General features: G+C 67.0%; 14 protein-coding genes. 5 read left to right on the top strand and 9 right to left on the bottom strand.

Annotation, left to right across the window (positions count from 1 at the left end; all coding sequences use genetic code 11):
* The first annotated feature begins 80 nt into the window (after positions 1 to 80).
* Both ROV95_RS09650 and ROV95_RS09655 read left to right on the top strand, forming a co-directional pair.
* Entirely contained in the window at positions 81 to 857 is a 777-nt protein-coding gene (locus ROV95_RS09650; RefSeq protein ID WP_058983588.1) for an AMP nucleosidase, read from the top strand.
* Positions 858 to 900: 43 nt separating this feature from the next.
* The gene (locus ROV95_RS09655) at positions 901 to 1,440 is read left to right on the top strand and encodes a DUF924 family protein (RefSeq protein WP_049421811.1); all 540 of its coding nucleotides are present in this window, start codon (positions 901 to 903) and stop codon (positions 1,438 to 1,440) included.
* A 76-nt stretch (positions 1,441 to 1,516) separates the two neighbouring features.
* Here the strand turns inward: ROV95_RS09655 and grxD are convergent, their stop codons facing one another.
* Entirely contained in the window at positions 1,517 to 2,443 is a 927-nt protein-coding gene (gene grxD, locus ROV95_RS09660; RefSeq protein ID WP_312544165.1) for a Grx4 family monothiol glutaredoxin, read from the bottom strand.
* A 59-nt stretch (positions 2,444 to 2,502) separates the two neighbouring features.
* Between grxD and ROV95_RS09665 the strand changes: the two genes are divergently transcribed.
* Positions 2,503 to 3,282, top strand: a complete 780-nt coding sequence (locus tag ROV95_RS09665; protein ID WP_111098054.1) for a polysaccharide deacetylase family protein — start codon at positions 2,503 to 2,505, stop codon at positions 3,280 to 3,282.
* Between the two features lie 75 nt (positions 3,283 to 3,357).
* Here ROV95_RS09665 and ROV95_RS09670 read toward each other — a convergent pair whose 3' ends face one another.
* The 3 genes from ROV95_RS09670 to ROV95_RS09680 are packed head-to-tail and all read right to left on the bottom strand — an operon-like array spanning position 3,358 to position 5,974.
* Complete coding sequence (locus ROV95_RS09670; RefSeq protein ID WP_111098055.1) at positions 3,358 to 4,074, bottom strand: class I SAM-dependent methyltransferase; 717 nt, start codon at positions 4,072 to 4,074, stop codon at positions 3,358 to 3,360.
* Positions 4,075 to 4,078: 4 nt separating this feature from the next.
* Positions 4,079 to 4,696: an SGNH/GDSL hydrolase family protein gene (locus ROV95_RS09675; protein ID WP_019662073.1), complete on the bottom strand. Its 618-nt coding sequence runs from the start codon at positions 4,694 to 4,696 to the stop codon at positions 4,079 to 4,081.
* A 3-nt stretch (positions 4,697 to 4,699) separates the two neighbouring features.
* Complete coding sequence (locus tag ROV95_RS09680; protein ID WP_058983579.1) at positions 4,700 to 5,974, bottom strand: pyridoxal phosphate-dependent aminotransferase; 1,275 nt, start codon at positions 5,972 to 5,974, stop codon at positions 4,700 to 4,702.
* Positions 5,975 to 6,097: 123 nt separating this feature from the next.
* Here ROV95_RS09680 and rsgA point away from each other — a divergent pair, with 123 nt between their 5' ends.
* Positions 6,098 to 7,198, top strand: a complete 1,101-nt coding sequence (rsgA, locus tag ROV95_RS09685) for a ribosome small subunit-dependent GTPase A (RefSeq protein WP_031270530.1) — start codon at positions 6,098 to 6,100, stop codon at positions 7,196 to 7,198.
* Between the two features lie 120 nt (positions 7,199 to 7,318).
* Positions 7,319 to 8,572: a flavohemoglobin expression-modulating QEGLA motif protein gene (locus ROV95_RS09690; RefSeq protein ID WP_312544167.1), complete on the top strand. Its 1,254-nt coding sequence runs from the start codon at positions 7,319 to 7,321 to the stop codon at positions 8,570 to 8,572.
* A 533-nt stretch (positions 8,573 to 9,105) separates the two neighbouring features.
* Here the strand turns inward: ROV95_RS09690 and ROV95_RS09695 are convergent.
* The 5 genes from ROV95_RS09695 to ROV95_RS09715 form a co-directional block, all read right to left on the bottom strand.
* A complete protein-coding gene (locus tag ROV95_RS09695; protein WP_312544169.1) occupies positions 9,106 to 11,403 on the bottom strand; it encodes a TonB-dependent receptor in 2,298 nt (765 codons plus the stop codon).
* 160 nt (positions 11,404 to 11,563) lie between these two features.
* Complete coding sequence (locus ROV95_RS09700) at positions 11,564 to 12,088, bottom strand: hypothetical protein (protein WP_251102331.1); 525 nt, start codon at positions 12,086 to 12,088, stop codon at positions 11,564 to 11,566.
* Positions 12,089 to 12,295: 207 nt separating this feature from the next.
* The gene (phbB, locus tag ROV95_RS09705; RefSeq protein WP_005414435.1) at positions 12,296 to 13,036 is read right to left on the bottom strand and encodes an acetoacetyl-CoA reductase; all 741 of its coding nucleotides are present in this window, start codon (positions 13,034 to 13,036) and stop codon (positions 12,296 to 12,298) included.
* 24 nt (positions 13,037 to 13,060) lie between these two features.
* Entirely contained in the window at positions 13,061 to 14,389 is a 1,329-nt protein-coding gene (locus ROV95_RS09710) for a CitMHS family transporter (protein WP_029550722.1), read from the bottom strand.
* 74 nt (positions 14,390 to 14,463) lie between these two features.
* Positions 14,464 to 15,603, bottom strand: a complete 1,140-nt coding sequence (locus ROV95_RS09715; protein ID WP_312545106.1) for a porin — start codon at positions 15,601 to 15,603, stop codon at positions 14,464 to 14,466.
* Between the last annotated feature and the right edge of the window lie 203 nt (positions 15,604 to 15,806).

The following is a 15,806-nucleotide window of genomic DNA, read 5'->3' on the forward strand; positions in this document are numbered from 1 at the left end:
GTGCATCGGCAGTGCCTCGACGGGGCCGCCCGGCTGGCTGAAAATAGCCGGTTCCCACGTCGTGCACCGGACCACCGCCCATGAAGAGCAAGCAGGAAATCGTCGACAACTGGCTGCCCCGGTACACCGGCGTGCCCTTGGACCAGTTCGGACAGCACATCCTGCTGACCAATTTCGGCGGTTACCTGCACACCTTTTCCGAGTTGACCGGCGCGCCGGTCATCGGCCTGGACCGGCCGATGGCCAGTGCCACCATCGACGGCATCACCATGATCAACTTCGGCATGGGCAGCCCCAATGCCGCGATCATCATGGATCTGCTGTCGGCAGTGATGCCCAAGGCGGTGCTGTTTTTGGGCAAGTGCGGTGGCCTCAAGCGCAAGAACCAGCTGGGCGACCTGGTGCTGCCGATCGCAGCGATCCGTGGCGAGGGTACCTCGGGCGATTACCTGCCGCCGGAAGTCCCGGCGTTGCCGGCGTTCGCGCTGCAGCGTGCGGTGTCCACCATGATCCGCGACCGCGGCCACGACTACTGGACGGGCACTGTCTACACCACCAACCGCCGGGTGTGGGAACACGACGAAGGCTTCAAGGAGCGGCTGCGGGCGATGCGCTGCATGGCCATCGACATGGAAACGGCTACGGTATTCGCCGCCGGCTTTGCCAACCACATCCCCAGTGGCGCGCTGCTGCTGGTGTCGGACCAGCCGATGATCCCGGACGGGGTCAAGACCGAGGCCTCCGATGCCAAGGTCAGCTCCCAGTTCGTGGAAAACCATATCCAGATCGGTATCGAGGCGCTTAAGCTTATCCGGCGCAACGGCAAGTCGGTCCGCCACCTGCGCTTCGACGAATGATGATGAAGGCCGGACGCGGGGCGTCCGGGCCTGGGAGTAGGTAATGGACGTTGCCGCGCAAGTGGTGGAATTCTGGAAGGAGGCGGGCCCTGCGAAGTGGTTCGCCCGCGACGACGCGTTCGACGCGCAGTTCCGCCAGTTGTTTCTGGATGAGCATTTCGCCGCCGCCTCGCGCGCGCGCGAACATTGGCTGGGCAGTGCCGAAGGGGCGCTGGCCCTGATGCTGCTGCTCGACCAGTTCCCACGCAACTGCTTCCGCGGTACCGCCCATTCCTATGCCACCGATGGCCTGGCCCGGCACTACGCCATGCGCGCCATCGAGGAAGGCCTGGACCTGCAGCTGGTGCCGAAGCTGCGCGCCTTCATCTACCTGCCGTTCGAGCACTCCGAGGATCCGCTGGACCAGGACCGCTCGGTGGCGATGTTCGACGTGCTGGGTGACAAGGAATACCTGCAGTACGCCGAACTGCACCGCGACATCATCCGTCGCTTCGGGCGCTTTCCGCACCGCAATGCCGTGCTGGGCCGCATCCCCACCCCGGAAGAACTGGATTACCTGGCCGAAGGCGGGTTCGCCGGCTAAGAAAAGGGGACGGAGGGGATTAAGTCGTTTATGGCACAAACGACTTAATCCCCTCCGTCCCCTTTTTCAGTGCCGATCAGTACTTCGGCACGCCGTTGTCCACCTCTTCCGACCAGGCATTGATGCCGCCGGTGACGTTGAACACCTTGGTGAAGCCCAGCGCACGGAACTGTTCGGCGGCCTGCGCGCTGCGGCCACCGTGGTGGCACATGAAGGCCAGTGCGGTGTCCTTGGGCAGGGCTTCCAGCTCCGCACGGCCGTTGCCGTCGAAACTCTTGAACGGCACGCCCACCGCAGCGATCTCGCGCTCGTCGGCCGGGCGCACGTCCACCAGGGTGATGTTGCCGGCACGCACCAGGTCGTCGGCATCGCGCACGCTGATTTCCTGCACCGGCTTGGGCGCATTCGGGTTGTCGATGGCCAGGCCCTTGCCGCGGATGTCGTCCACCCAGTCGATGGTGATGCCGTTGGCGCGACGCGCGCTGGCCAGGTCGAACTGCACGCGCAGGCCGTTGGACTCGGCGGCGATGGCGCTTTCGTCGTGGGGGGCCAGCTGGAAGTTGGGCTGGAAGCGGGCGTCGATGGTCAGCTGCAGGGCCGCGCCCGGGGCATCGGCCAGCGCGCCCTTGAGCATTTCCACGGCCGCCGGTGTGACGGTGATGCTCGGCGGGGTACGGTCCGGTGCCGGCAGCCCCAGCACGCTGCTCAGCTCGCCGCTGGCGGCCATCTGCAGCACGATGTCGCTGCCGCCGACCAGTTCGCCGTCGATGTACAGCTGCGGAATGGTTGGCCAGTCGCCATAGGCCTTGATGCCTTCACGGATTTCCTGGTCGGCCAGCACGTTGACGTGGGCGAACTCGACGCCCAGGTCCTGCAGGGCGCCGACGGCCTTGGCCGAGAAACCACACTGCGGCATCGACGGCTGGCCCTTCATGAACAGCACGACGCGGTTGGCGTTGAGGATGGATTCGATGCGCGAACGCAGGGCGGGATCGAGGGACATGGACGTCGGGGTTCCGGGAATTCGAATCATCAATTCTACCCCTCATGGCATCATGGGGGATGAGCAACGCAGGAACATTGCATCGCATCCCGACCCGGCCCTGGCGCTGGCTGCCCTGGCTGGTGGCGTCGCAGCTGGCCGTGATCCTGGTCTGGTCGCTGGCGGGCTGGCGGTGGGGCCTGCCGCTGATGGTGACCAGCCACGCGCTCTTTCTGGTGCCGGTGTTCCTGCCCAACTGCCACTTCTACGCACCGGTGCTGAGCCGGGTACCGGAGGCCGGCAACAGCGTCTGGTTGACCATCGATGACGGTCCCGGCCCGGAGACCCGGGCCGTGCTCGATCTGCTGGATCGCCACCAGGCACGTGCCACGTTCTTCCTGGTCGGCGAGCGGGCGCTGGCGCAGCCGGAGCTGGTGCAGGAGATCCTGCGCCGGGGCCACGACCTGGGCAACCACAGCCACAGTCATCCACAGGCGCGCTTCTGGCGGCTGGGCCCGGCAGCGATGCGTGCCGAGATCGAGGGCTGCCAGCATGCGCTGCAGGCGGTGGGCGGTCGCCCGGTGCGCTGGTACCGCTCGGTGGTGGGCATGACCAATCCGTTCGTGGCGCCGGTGTTGAAGGCGCTGGGACTGGTGCGCGTGGGCTGGAGCGCCCGTGGCTACGACGGTGTCGGCTGCACGCCGGAGGGCGTGCTGTCGCGGCTGCTGCCGGACCTGCGCCCGGGCGCCATCGTGCTGCTGCATGAGGGGGCCGCCCACGGCCACAACCTGGCGATCATCGAACGCGTGCTGCAGGCGCTGGACGAGCGGGGGCTGAAGGCGCGGCTGCCTACCGGCTGATACGTATGCGGTAGCGCCGGGCCATGCCCGGCGGATGCCATAGGTGCCGCTGCGCTCGCCGGGCATGGCCCGGCGCTACAGGTTCCGGCGTGCCACCAGCAACCAGCTGTTGAACGGCGTGCGCCCATGCAGGGGACGCGGGGGGGTCACCTGTAATCCGGCTTCGACCAGCGTTGCCTGCAGCGCCTGCGGATCCGGGTAATGACGGGGGCGGGTGCCCATCCAGCCGATCAGCCAGGCCAGCCGGTCCGCCACCCGGGTAGTGCGGTCGCGGCCATCGCCGGTAGCGAGCGGCGTGCGCAGCAGCAGGCGGCCACCGCGGGCTACCCGTGCACTGGCCTCACGCAGCAGTGCCTGCTGTGGGCCCGCGTCCAGGTACTGCAGCACATCCAGCAGCAGCACATGCCCGGCCTGCGCCGGCAGCGGCGCCTGCACGTCCAGGCAGTCGAAGCGCACAGCGGGCAGGCCGGTGGCGGCACGCTGGGCGCGGGCGATCTTGCCGGCATCCACGTCCACGCCCAGGTAGGGCTGGGAGCCACCGCGCTGGCGCAGCACGTGGGCGAACAGGCCCAGCCCGCAGCCCAGGTCCAGCACCGGTTGCCCGTCGCCAGGCAGGTGCTGCAGCACGCCGTCATACAGCGGGTCGCTGCCCAGCTTGCTGCGGGTGTAGTAGTAGTCGCGGCGGCTGGCCCAGGCGTGCGCGGGGCGGAATGCCTCGGCGATCGCACGGGCCTGCGGTGCGGCCAGGGGAGTGCAGGGCAGGGGCGGGCCGTTCCGTGGCGTGCCGTCCATCGCCTCAGTCCGTTCCGCCGAGCAGGTGGGCGGCGACCGGCAGCGCGCGCGCGCTCCACAGCGCGTACATCCGTGCTGAAGGGTGCAGGCCGTCGTCGGCGATCATCGCCGGGTTGTCGCCCTGGTCACGGCTGATATCGGTGATGTCGACGAAGGCCACGCCCTGCTGGGTGCTGATCACTTCGGCAGCGGCATTGAACTCGTCGGTCTCGATCTCGATCGCGGCCAGGTCACGGCCGCTGCCGATACCAAACGGGGTTGCACCCCAGTCGGGGAAGGACAGCACCAGCACGCGCCCGGCATCACCGCCGGCGAAGCCGATCGCCCGCTCCAACAGGGCCCGGAACTGGCTGCGGTACTCGTCCAGAGGACGCCCGCGGTACTGGTTGTTGACGCCGATCAGCAGGCTGACGAAATCGAACGGCCCCTGCGGCGCGGCCGCATCGATGCCGGCATCGAGTTCGTCGGTGGTCCAGCCGGTGGTTGCAATGGTCTGCGGATCGGACAGCTCAATGCCCTGCGCACGCAGGGCGGCGGCAAGCTGGTGCGGCCAGCGGCCTTCGACGGCAACCGCTTCTCCGATGGTGTACGAGTCGCCCAGCGCCAGGTAGGACAACGCCACGGCTCAGGCCACCGAACGGCGCGGCTTCAGGGGCACGACCTTGGTGGCGTCCTCGGCACGGCGGGCCAGCACGCGGTCGATGCGTGCGAACACATCGCGCATGACCGAGGCTTCCGGCAGCAAGGTCACGCGGAAGTGATGGCGGTATGGCACGTTGAAGCTGGAGCCCGGTACGACCAGCACGCCTTCGTTGTTCATCAGGTCCAGGGCGAAGGTGTGGTCGTCGAAGCCCTTGGCGGCGGCACCGACCACGGCCGGGAACGCGTACAGCGCGCCGGCCGGGGCAACCAGCGACAGGTGTTCGCTGGCCTCGCAGGCCTCGATCACCGCGCGCCGGGTTTCATACAGACGGCCGCCGGGGGCGCACAGCTCGGAAATGGTGTCCGGGCCGTTCACTGCCGCGTCGATGGCGTACTGGCCCGGCACGTTGGCACACAGGCGCAGCGCGCTCAGCAGGTCCAGCGCGGCGCGGAAATCGCCCAGGCGTGCGTCGTCGCCACTGAGGTGCGCCCAGCCCACGCGCCAGCCGCAGGCGCGGTGCACCTTGCTCAGGCCGCTGAAGGTCAGGCACGGATGGTCGCCGGCCAGCGGCGCGACCGGCTGGAACACCGCGTCGTCGTACAGGATCTGGTCGTAGATCTCGTCGACCAGCAGCAACAGGTTGTGGCGGCGCGCGATCTCGACCACGCGCTCCAGCAGTTCGCGCGGGTAGCTGGCGCCGCTGGGGTTGTTCGGGTTGATCAGCACGATGGCGCGGGTGCGCGAGGACACCAGCGTCTCGATCTCGGTCGGGTCGGGCTGGAAGCCGTTTTCCGGCGCGCAGCGGTAGTACACCGGGCGGCCGTCGTTGAGGATGGCCGCGGCCGACCACAGCGGGTAGTCCGGCGAGGGCACCAGCACTTCATCGCCCGGGTTCAACAGCGCCCGCAGCGACAGATCGATCAGTTCGCTCACGCCGTTGCCGACGAACACCCGGTCCGGATGCGCATCGGGCGCACCGCGGCGCGCATAGGCGGCGGCAATGGCTTCGCGTGCGACCGGCAGGCCCTGCTGGTGGGTGTAAGGGTCGGTACGGCCCATGTCATCGGCAATCGCGCGCTGCAGGTGCTCGGGCGCACGGAAACCGAAGTTGCCCGGGTTGCCGATGTTGAGCTTGATCAGCTTGCGGCCCTGCGCCTCCAGTTCCCGGGCTCGCCGCGCCAGTTCTCCGCGGATTTCGTAGCGCACTTCGGAAAGGCGCTCGCGGATGGCCAGGGGCTTGGGCGAGGTGGTGGACATGGGAGCTGGGCCGTCAAAAGGCATGGGGCTTCCATCCTACCGGAATTGCTGCACTGCATGGCAAGGGCTCCGGGCCCGCCATTGCTGGGCTGGCAGGGCGTCGGCACAGGTAGAATGGCCGCGATGACCCAGACCCCCGATTTCATCGCCCTGCAGACCATTGGCTGGCCCTGGCCGGGCCCGGCGCAGCAGGCCGACTGGCAGGCCGCGATGGCCACGCATCCGCAGGCCCGCCCGGCGCGGGTGATCGAGCAGCACCGCACGCACTACGTGGTGGCCGATGGCCCGGATGCGTCGATCAAGGCCGAGTCGCTGCCGGAATGGCAGCGCCCGCGCTTCCCCAGCCATGAACGGCCGGCGGTGGGCGACTGGGTGCTGCTCGATGGCATCCGCATCGTCGCCCTGCTGCCACGGCGCACCGCGATCAAGCGTGGTGCCGCGGGTGAGCACTACCACCAGCAGGTGATCGCGGCCAACATCGATACGGTGTTCATCGTCTGTGGCCTGGACGCTGACTTCAATCCGCGCCGCATCGAGCGCTACCTGCTGCTGGTCGGCGGTGGCGGTGCCGAACCGGTGGTGGTGCTGACCAAGGCCGACCAGACCGAATACAGCGAGGACGCGCTGGCAGTGCTGGAAGAACTGGAGATGCAGGGCATCGCCTTGCATGCGATCAACGGCCTGGACGCCGACAGCGTGGCGGTGCTGCAACCGTGGCTGGGCCCCGGCCGCACGGTGGTGCTGGTCGGCTCCTCCGGTGCCGGCAAGTCCACGTTGACCAACACGTTGCTCGGCGAGCAGCGGATGAGGACCAACGCGGTGCGTGCCAACGATTCGCGCGGGCGCCACACCACCACGCACCGCGCGCTGATGCCGCTACCGACCGGTGCCTGCCTGATCGACACCCCCGGCATGCGCGAGCTGAAGCCGACCGGTGAAGAGACGCTGTCCGAAGGCGGCTTCGCCGATATCGAAGCGCTGGCCGCACAGTGCCGCTTCAACGACTGCAAGCACCAGCAGGAACCGGGTTGTGCTGTTCGCGCAGCGATCGACGCGGGCGAGATCGAAGAAAGCCGGCTGCTGAACTACTTCAAGCTGAAGGAAGAAGTGGCCGTGGCCGCAGCGAAGCTGGCCGTACGCCAGGCCGAGACCGCGCAGGAACGCGGCGGCAGGAAGGGCAAGGGCCAGCAGTTCCGGCCGGCGGGGAAGCCGCGTAGGCGCTGACAGTGCAGCCGAGCGTGGGCTCGGCTCTACAAGAGATGCATCCCGGGACACCCTGTAGCGCCCGAGCCAACGCGGCGGCGGCGCGCAGCGCCGGACATGGCAGGGCGCTATAGTCCGCCCATGGAACCGACCGCGACGCTGGACCGTGAGGTGGCCCACCATGCAGCGCTCGATGCGCGCCTGGTCGAGGCCGTGGGAGGCATCCGCCTGCTGGGCCTGACCAGCTGGCCGGCCACGGTGCAGGCCCCGTTCCTGGAAAGCGTGGCGCGCGGCCAGCCGGTGCTGCCGAAAGTGGATTACCCCCGGCTGGACTTCAGCGAGGAGCGCCGTGCGCTGGCCGCGATCGCCGGCAACTGCGATGACAGCCACCCGCTGGGCCACTATGTGCAGCAGTCGGCACAGAGCTGGGACCTGGCCGCGCAGCTGCTGGAAGGGTTGGGCACGGCGGCGGTCGATACCTGTTCGGTGCAGCTGTTCGGCGCACCCGAGCAGCCGCTGCCGGGCAATGGTCCGAGCACGCGCGACGCAGCGCGCCACTTCATCCAGATCGCTACCGAACTCGATCACGAACTGCTGGCGCCGGAAGAGCAGGTACCGGTCTCGGCCATTGCCCTGCAGCTGCAGCTGCAGAACGATCTGGATGCGTTCTTCGAATCGCGCATCATCCAGGTGCAGCTCGATCCAGAGCTGGTGTCCAAGGCCGCTGCCGGACCGACCCGCATCCGCCTGCGCACCAGTGCGCGCTTCAGTGCCTACGACCGCGCGCAGCTGTTCCACCACGAAGCGCTGGTGCATTCGCTCACCGCATTGAACGGTCGCGGCCAGCCGGTATTGCCCAGCCTGGCACTGTCCTCGCCACGGGTGACGGCGACCCAGGAAGGGTTGGCCACGTTCGCCGAGCAGATCACCGGCAGCATCGACATCGAGCGCCTGAAGCGCATCAGTCTGCGCACCGAAGCGATCGCGATGGCACGCGAAGGCGCCGACTTCATCGAAGTGTTCCGCTATTTCTGCGATGCCGGGCAGAACCCGGAGGAGAGTTTCGCCTCGGCACAGCGCGTGTTCCGTGGCGTGCCGCCCAATGGCGGCCTGGCGTTCACCAAGGACACGGTGTATCTGCGCGGGCTGGTGTCGGTGCATACCTTCTTCCGGCACATGCTGGCCGAGGACCGCCTGCAGGTCTGCCGCTGGTTGTTCGCCGGCAAGATGAGCCTGGCCGATGCGATCGCGTTCGCGCCGTTGTTCGAGGCTGGGGTGCTGAAGCCACCGCGCTGGCTGCCGCATTGGGTGAGCCGGGCGAACGGGCTGGCCGGGATGCTGGCGTTCTCGCTGTTCGCCAACCGGATACGGATGGACCAGCTGGCGCCGGAATGAAATGCGTTGGCGGATCCTCCAGCGCCTGCCTGCTATCGGTGGGGAGGAGGCGGGGCACCCTGGTCAGGACACGCAAAAGCCCATCCATGGTGCTCGATGGCGCCTTGCTCGTGTGCGCTGTCCTGCGCACACGGCAAGACCGGGGTTGGGCGTCCTGCCCAACCCGCCCGAGGCATGCCTCGGGCCCATGGCGCCAACGGTCCTGGCCATGGTGCCCCGCCTCCCCCAGATAGTTTTCTGCGGGTGCGGTAGCAGGTCCACCCGAGGGATTGCGCTTGAAAAGCAAAGAGCCGGGCATTGCCCTGCTCTTTGCTTTTGCTTTTGCTTTTGCTTTTGCTGTTGCTCTTGCTTTCCATTGCCTCCGCGCCGGCGCGGGGAACTGTCCAGCGGGGGGAGGCAGGCCCATGCAGGACCGTGAGGCGCATGGATGCGCCGATCGAGCCCCCATGGATGGGTTTACGGCGTGTCCTGCATGGGCCTGCCTACCCGCGCCATGCAGGAACAATCAACGCGCCGCAGCGCCCGCTTCTGACTTAGAACTCCGCCGCCACCGTCATGAACAGCTGCCGCGGCGCGCTCGCATGGATCGCATACCGCGTGCCCTTCGGATCGGTCGGCGCGAACGAACTCAGCTGGCCGGCATAGCGCTTGTTGGTCAGGTTGGTCGCGTTCAACGACACCCGCACGTTGCGCAGGCCAAGGCCCGGGCCGAAGTCGTAGCCCACACCGGCGTCGAAGGTGGTCACGCCCGGCACCGACTGGTCGTTGGTGTAGGTGTAGTAGCGCTTGCCGGTGTACTTGGCACGCAGGCTGGCGAAGAAGCCGTCGCGGTTCCAGCTGATCTCGCTGGAGGCCATGCGCTGCGGCGTATCCACCGTGATCTTGCCGGCCACCGGTACGATCGCGCCGCCCGAGGTGTAGTCATCCTCGTAGGTGGTCTTGTTCCAGGACAGCGCGTTGTACCACTGCAGGCCGTCGATCGGCTTGAGGATGAAGGTCAGTTCCGCGCCATGGCTCTTCACCGAACCGACGTTGATGAAGCGCGTCACGCACTCCGGACGCGTGCCGACTTCGATGCTCGAACACGGGTTCAGCGACAGCAGGCGGTTGTCGAACTTGACGTTGTATGCAGCGATCGAGGCCTGGTACTTCTCACCGAAAGTGCGGAAGCCGGCTTCCAGGCTCTTGGACTTCTCCGGCTCCAGCCCGGCGCTGGCTGCGAACGATTCCGGCGACACCTGCAACGGGCCACCGCTGCCGCCACCGACGAAGGCGGCGATGTTCTCTGCGTACGAAGCGAACAGCTCGTTGTTGGCGTTGAGCTTGAAGCCGAGGCCCACCTGCGGCAGCACCGACTTCTTGGCGGTCAGCGTGCCCGAGGCGATGCGGGTTTCAACGCCGGGCTGCGCGGTGGCGCGCATGCGGGTGTTGGGACTCTTGATGCCCACGTCTACGGTCAGCCGTTGGTCCAGGAAGCGCATGCGGTCCTGCACGTAGAACTGGCGCGTGCGGATGTCGAAGTCCTGGTTGAACAGCAGGCGGTCGGGGTTCTTCAGGTACAGGTCGTCCAGGAACGGGCCGCTGATGTAGTAGAAGTTGCGCGAGACGTTGTGGTCGTTCTGCTCGTACCACAGGCCGGCTTCCAGCTCGTGGATGCCCACCGTCCACGACAGCGCGGCGGTCAGGCCATCGCGGTTGATCGTGTAGTTGGTGCTGCGGATCGAGATCGGCAGCATCCTGTCGGTACCCGGGTAGGACGGCTGGCCCGGTGCCCACCAGTGGCCCTGGCCACGGTTGTCGTGGTGGTAGGCCAGCAGCTTCAGGCGGCCCTGCTCGCCCAGGCGCAGGTCGGCATCGACCGAGTACAGGTTGTCGTCGCGCAGCGCACGGCTCTGATAGTACGCATCGTCGATGCTGTTGACACCGCCGCTGAACTTGCAGCGCGCCTTGTTGTAGGTGCCAGGCGCGCAGTACGCGGCGGCGACGGCGCGATCCCAGTCCGGCGCGTAGATGTTCCAGTCATACCCCAGTCCGCGTGCCAGCATGTCCTTGGACAGGTAGGCATAGTTGGCCTGGCTGGCGCGCGAGGTCGCCACGAACGCACCGAAGCGGTGGTCGCCGACATTCCACACCGCCTTGGCATTGAACTGGCGGGTGGTCTGGTTCTGGTACGGCGCGGCCCACATGTCTTGGTCCTGGTGCACGCCGGACACATAGGCCGAGAAGCCGTTGAGGTCGCCGGTATCCACGCGCAGGTAGCCACGGCGCTGGTTGTCGTCGCCGACGGTGACGCTGGCGCGGCCACCGAATTCGGTGGACGGGTCCATCGAGAAGTACTGGATGGTGCCGCCCAGGTTGCTGGTCGAGGCCACGCCCAGCGAACCAATGCCCTGCGACAGTTCGGCACCGGCCAGATTCTCGGCGATGATCGCGCGGGCGATGCTCAGGCCGTTGTAGTTGCCGTAGCTGTTGTCGCCCAGCGGGATGCCGTCCAGCGTATAGCCGAGGCGGCTCTTGTCGAAGCCGCGCAGGCTGATGGTCTGCGATTCTTCGTTCGCGCCGAAGGCATCGTTGGACTGCACCGACACGCCCGGCAGGCGGTCGAGGATCTTCTGGCCACTGCTACCTGGAGGCAGCACCTGCTTGTCGACCGCGGTGATGCGCTGCACCTGGCGGGTCTCGCCCTGGCCGATCACGGAGACGGTATCCAGCGTCTGCGCGCTCAGTGCGGCATCGGTGCTGGCGCCGGTGTCGGCAGCGGTGGCGGCATGGGCGCTGGCGGCGGCGGAGAGCGCGATCGCCACGGCGATCGTCAGGTGTCGGGTCTGCATGGTGGTCCGTTGCATTGGGGGTGGTCACCGGCACGCGTGCGCGGTGCATGGCCACTATGCGAACGGAACATGAAACCTTCTTTACGAAAAACCAACGAACGATGCAGGGCAGTGGTGCGTGTCCTGCAACATGTTCGTCATGGTGGTAGGCCGGTGGGAATCAGAAGCGCTCCCCAGGCCAGCTCAATTTGAGCTGGTCCATGCAGTCACGGTCATGTTCGGAGAATGAGAACCCGATCTGGATGCCGTTCACTACTGTGCCGAACACCGTCGACTCGTCCAGGCTATGCCCTGACGGCACGGAAAGGACATTGAAGTCGGGGTAGCGACGACCCATCTGCTTTCGCGAGATGCAGGCGCCGCTCAGCCGCAGCGTAATGCCTTTGATGATTCGCCCCGACGCGTCGGTGTAGATCTGGCCAGAGGGCCCCTTGATCCTCCCAGCGACCGCGAATGGCGCCAGATCGATGGCGGCGCTGTCGCCCCGGCCCATTCTTGCTTCCGAACGCGAGCCGGCCGGAGCCAAGGGTGATAGCTGCGCGACAAGGTCAGAGCGTGACAGCTGCAAGGACCAGCGCTCCACGAGCCGCCAGGTTGCATCCGCCTCTTCCGCAGTGGCAGCAGGTGGGGTGGCCGCCAGTGGCGGGGTGGCGACCACGAGAAGCGCAATCAGCAATGCACGCATGTCAACCTCCTTGATCCGCGATTCCGGCCGTTCACCCATCGGGCTCAGCGAGCGTTGGCAGGTATAGCACCGGTTCTGCCGATGTATCGGGCAATGCGTCCCGAAAATGCGGAAACAAAAAGGGGCCGGATCCCCCTCGCAAGCGAAGGTTCACCGGCCCCGCGCACTCCGTGGGGGAGGCGTTCCACGCCTTGCGTGGAGACGGGCTCAACCCATGTACAACCCACCATTGACCGCGTAATCGGCGCCGGTCACGTACGAAGCTTCATCCGACGCCAACCACGCACACAGGCCAGCTACTTCCTCCGGCCGACCCAAGCGGCGCACCGGCACCGACGCGGCCAGCCGGTCCAGTACATCCGGCGGGAAGCTGCTGATCGCCTGGCTGGCGATGTAGCCGGGCGACAAGGTGTTCACGGTTACCCCGCGCGAGGCCACTTCGGCGGCCAACGCCCGGCTGAAACCGTGCATGGCGGCCTTGGCGGTGGCGTAGTTCACCTGGCCGATCTGCCCCTTGTGCGCGCTCACCGAACCGATGTTGATGATGCGGCCCCAGCCGCGCGTGGCCATGCCATCGACCACCTGCTTGGTCAGGTTGAACAGCGCGTTGAGGTTGGAAGCGATCACCGCGTTCCAGTCCTCCACGGTCATCTGCCGGAACAGCAGGTCACGGCTGCCGCCGGAGTTGTTCACCAGCACGTCGACCTCGCCCACTTCGGCGCGCACCTTGGCAAACGCGGCACTGGTCGAGGCCCAGTCGGTCGCGTTGCCTTCGGAGGCGATGAAGTCGAAGCCCTGTTCGCGCTGCTCGCGCAGCCAGTTGGCCTTGCGCGGCGAGTTCGGCGCGCAGCCGGCAACCACGGTGTGGCCGCTGCGGGCCAGGCTCTGGCAGATGGCAGTGCCGACACTGCCCATTCCACTGGTGACGTAAGCGATTCGAAGCGTCATTGCAGAAGGCTCCTTGGCAAAGGGTCAGGCGGCAAGGGGATACAGGCCGAACAGCAGGCTGCCGATCATCAGCAGCATCGAGATGGCGATGGCCCACTTCAGGGTGAACTTCTGGTGGTCGGCGAATTCGACCTTGGCCAGGCCCACCAGCAGGTAGGTGGACGGCACCAGCGGGCTGAGCAGGTGCACCGGCTGGCCGGCCAGCGAGGCGCGCGCCATTTCCACCGGGGTGATGCCGTAATTGCCGGCGGCCTCGGACAGGATTGGCAGCACGCCGAAGTAGAACGCGTCGTTGGACATGAAGAAGGTGAACGGCATCGACGCCACCGCCGTGATCACCGCCAGGTACGGGCCCCACGATTCCGGAATCACGGCCAGGAAGCTGTGCGACATCGCCTCCACCATGCCGGTGTTGTTGAGGATGCCGGTGAAAATGCCTGCGGCGAAGATCAGTGACACCACCGACAGCACGTTGCCGGCGTGGTTGACCACGCGGCGGCGCTGCTCGGCCAGGTTCGGATAGTTGATCACCAGGGCGATGGCGAAGCCGACCATGAACAGCACCGGCATCGGCAGCACGCCAATGATCAGCGCGGTCATCAGCGCCACGGTCAGTGCCAGGTTCACCCACAGCAGCTTCGGCCGCTTGATGTCTTCGGCATCTTCCACGGTCGGCAGCGCGTTGCTGTCGTCGGACACGCTGTTGTCCATCCAGCTGCCGCCCTTGGGCAGGGTCACAACACCCAGGCGACGGCGTTCCTTCAGGCCCAGGTACCAGGCCAGCAGCAGCACGCCGGCACAGGCGATCACCATCGACGGGATCAGCGGCACGAACACGTCGGCCGGGTCCACGTGCAGCGCGGTGGCCGCGCGTGCGGTCGGGCCGCCCCACGGGGTCAGGTTCATCACGCCGCCGGCAAGGATGGTCACGCAGGTCATGTTCAGCGCGTTCATGCCCAACCGCTGGTACAGCGGCAGCATCGCCGAGACGGTGATCATGTAGGTGGTCGAGCCATCGCCATCGAGCGAGATCAGCATCGCCAGCACCGCGGTGCCGAGCACGATCTTCATCGGATCGCCCTTGACGAAGCGCAGGATCACCCGCACCAGCGGATCGAACAGGCCCGCATCGATCATCACCCCGAAGTAGAGGATGGCGAACATCAGCATCACGCCGGTCGGCGCGATCTTCTTGATGCCCTCCAGCATCATCTCGTCGATGCCGGCACCGAAGCCACCGATCAGCGCGAACAGGATGGGGATGGTAATCAGGGCGACGAGCGGCGACAGGCGCTTGCTCATGATCAAGTACATGAACGTAATGACCATGCCAAAGCCGAGGATGCTCAGCATCATCTGCGGACTCCTTGCGAAAACAGGACGTGGGGAGTGGAAGGGGCCCGGGCGGAATGCCCGGAATGTCGGGCCTAGAAGTCGTACTGCAGGCGGCCGGTGACCGCGCGCGTGCGGTCCACCGTCACCCCGGCCAAGCGGTCGCGGTTGCGGCTTTCGATCACGTTGAGCATGAAGCGCAGGTTGTCGTGCAGGTACCAGTTGCCACCCAGCGTCCACGCCTCGGTGCTGCCGCGGCGCAGGTCCGGCGCACCATCGAGATGCTGCGCGCCCCACATCTGGTCGTAGCGCAGCGCCACTTCGAACGCGCCGGCCTTGTGGCGGATGTCCTTCACCCGCGCGAAGCGGCCGGTCTTGCGGTCGTAGGCGCGGCTTTCGCCGGTGACGAACCAGCTGACCATGCCGTAGGCGGCCATCACGTCGCCACGCTGCGCACCGTCATCGAAGGTGGCGCCACTGAACTCGCCCTGCCACGACAGCGGGCCGCGCACCTGGGCGTACTCCAGCGACCACTTGTTGACATCGGTATCGCGGCCGGCGGAGAAGTCCACCAGGGTCAGGCGGCTGTTGTCGGACAGGTGGCCGGCCGGGCGCGGACGGATCTTCAGGCCCGGAACGCCGTTCGCGCCCGGGTTGTCATAGGCCTCGCGGGCCAGCGACAGGCCCAGGTGCAGCACGTCGCCATCGGCGGGCGAGGGCGCCCAGGTGACACGGCCACCGGCAGCACGCCCCTTCACCTGCCAGGCGTCGATGCTCTCCAGGCTGTAGATGCTGGCGGCCCAGGTGAAGTCACCCGGATTGGCCTGCCACGACGCGCCCAGTCGGTACAGCGGCGCCAGCGTGGTGCCGGCATTGCCGCGCTCCAGGAAGCTGCCGTAGTTGGAGCTGGTGCGGTCATCCAGCGAGAAGTACTGCTTGAACTGGCCGACGGTCAGCTTGCCGGCCTTGCCGAAGCTGCGCGCCAGGTACACGTCCTTGGCCTCGACGCGGTCGCCGGAGAAATCGGCTTCCAGCTTGTAGTCGACCACGAAGAACTTGCCGGACACGTCAACCCACGCACGGCGGATTTCGGTGTCGTCCTTGTTCGGGGTGCCGCGTTTGTCGTTGTCGAAGGTGGCGAAGTCCAGGTGCAGGCGGCCACCGAGAGTGGCCGTGACCGGGCGGTCGTCTTCGGCAGCGAAGGCCGGCGCCGACAGGGCAGCCAGCGCCATCATGGCGGCAGGACGCCGCCAGGCAAACGTGAATTCCACAAACCCTCCCAGGTGCGCGCCAGGCGCGCGGCAATCGTGGGCACCGGACGGTGCGCGGCCGCAGTCTGGGTCGGGCAAGCTGTCATCGTCCTGTCAACGATTTGTGCGGTGCAGCGTAAAAGACCGCCGGGCACGACCCTGTGCTACCCATGCGGTGTATCCCGGTA

Source organism: Stenotrophomonas maltophilia group sp. msm1, from assembly GCF_032025805.1.
Lineage (GTDB): Bacteria > Pseudomonadota > Gammaproteobacteria > Xanthomonadales > Xanthomonadaceae > Stenotrophomonas > Stenotrophomonas hibiscicola.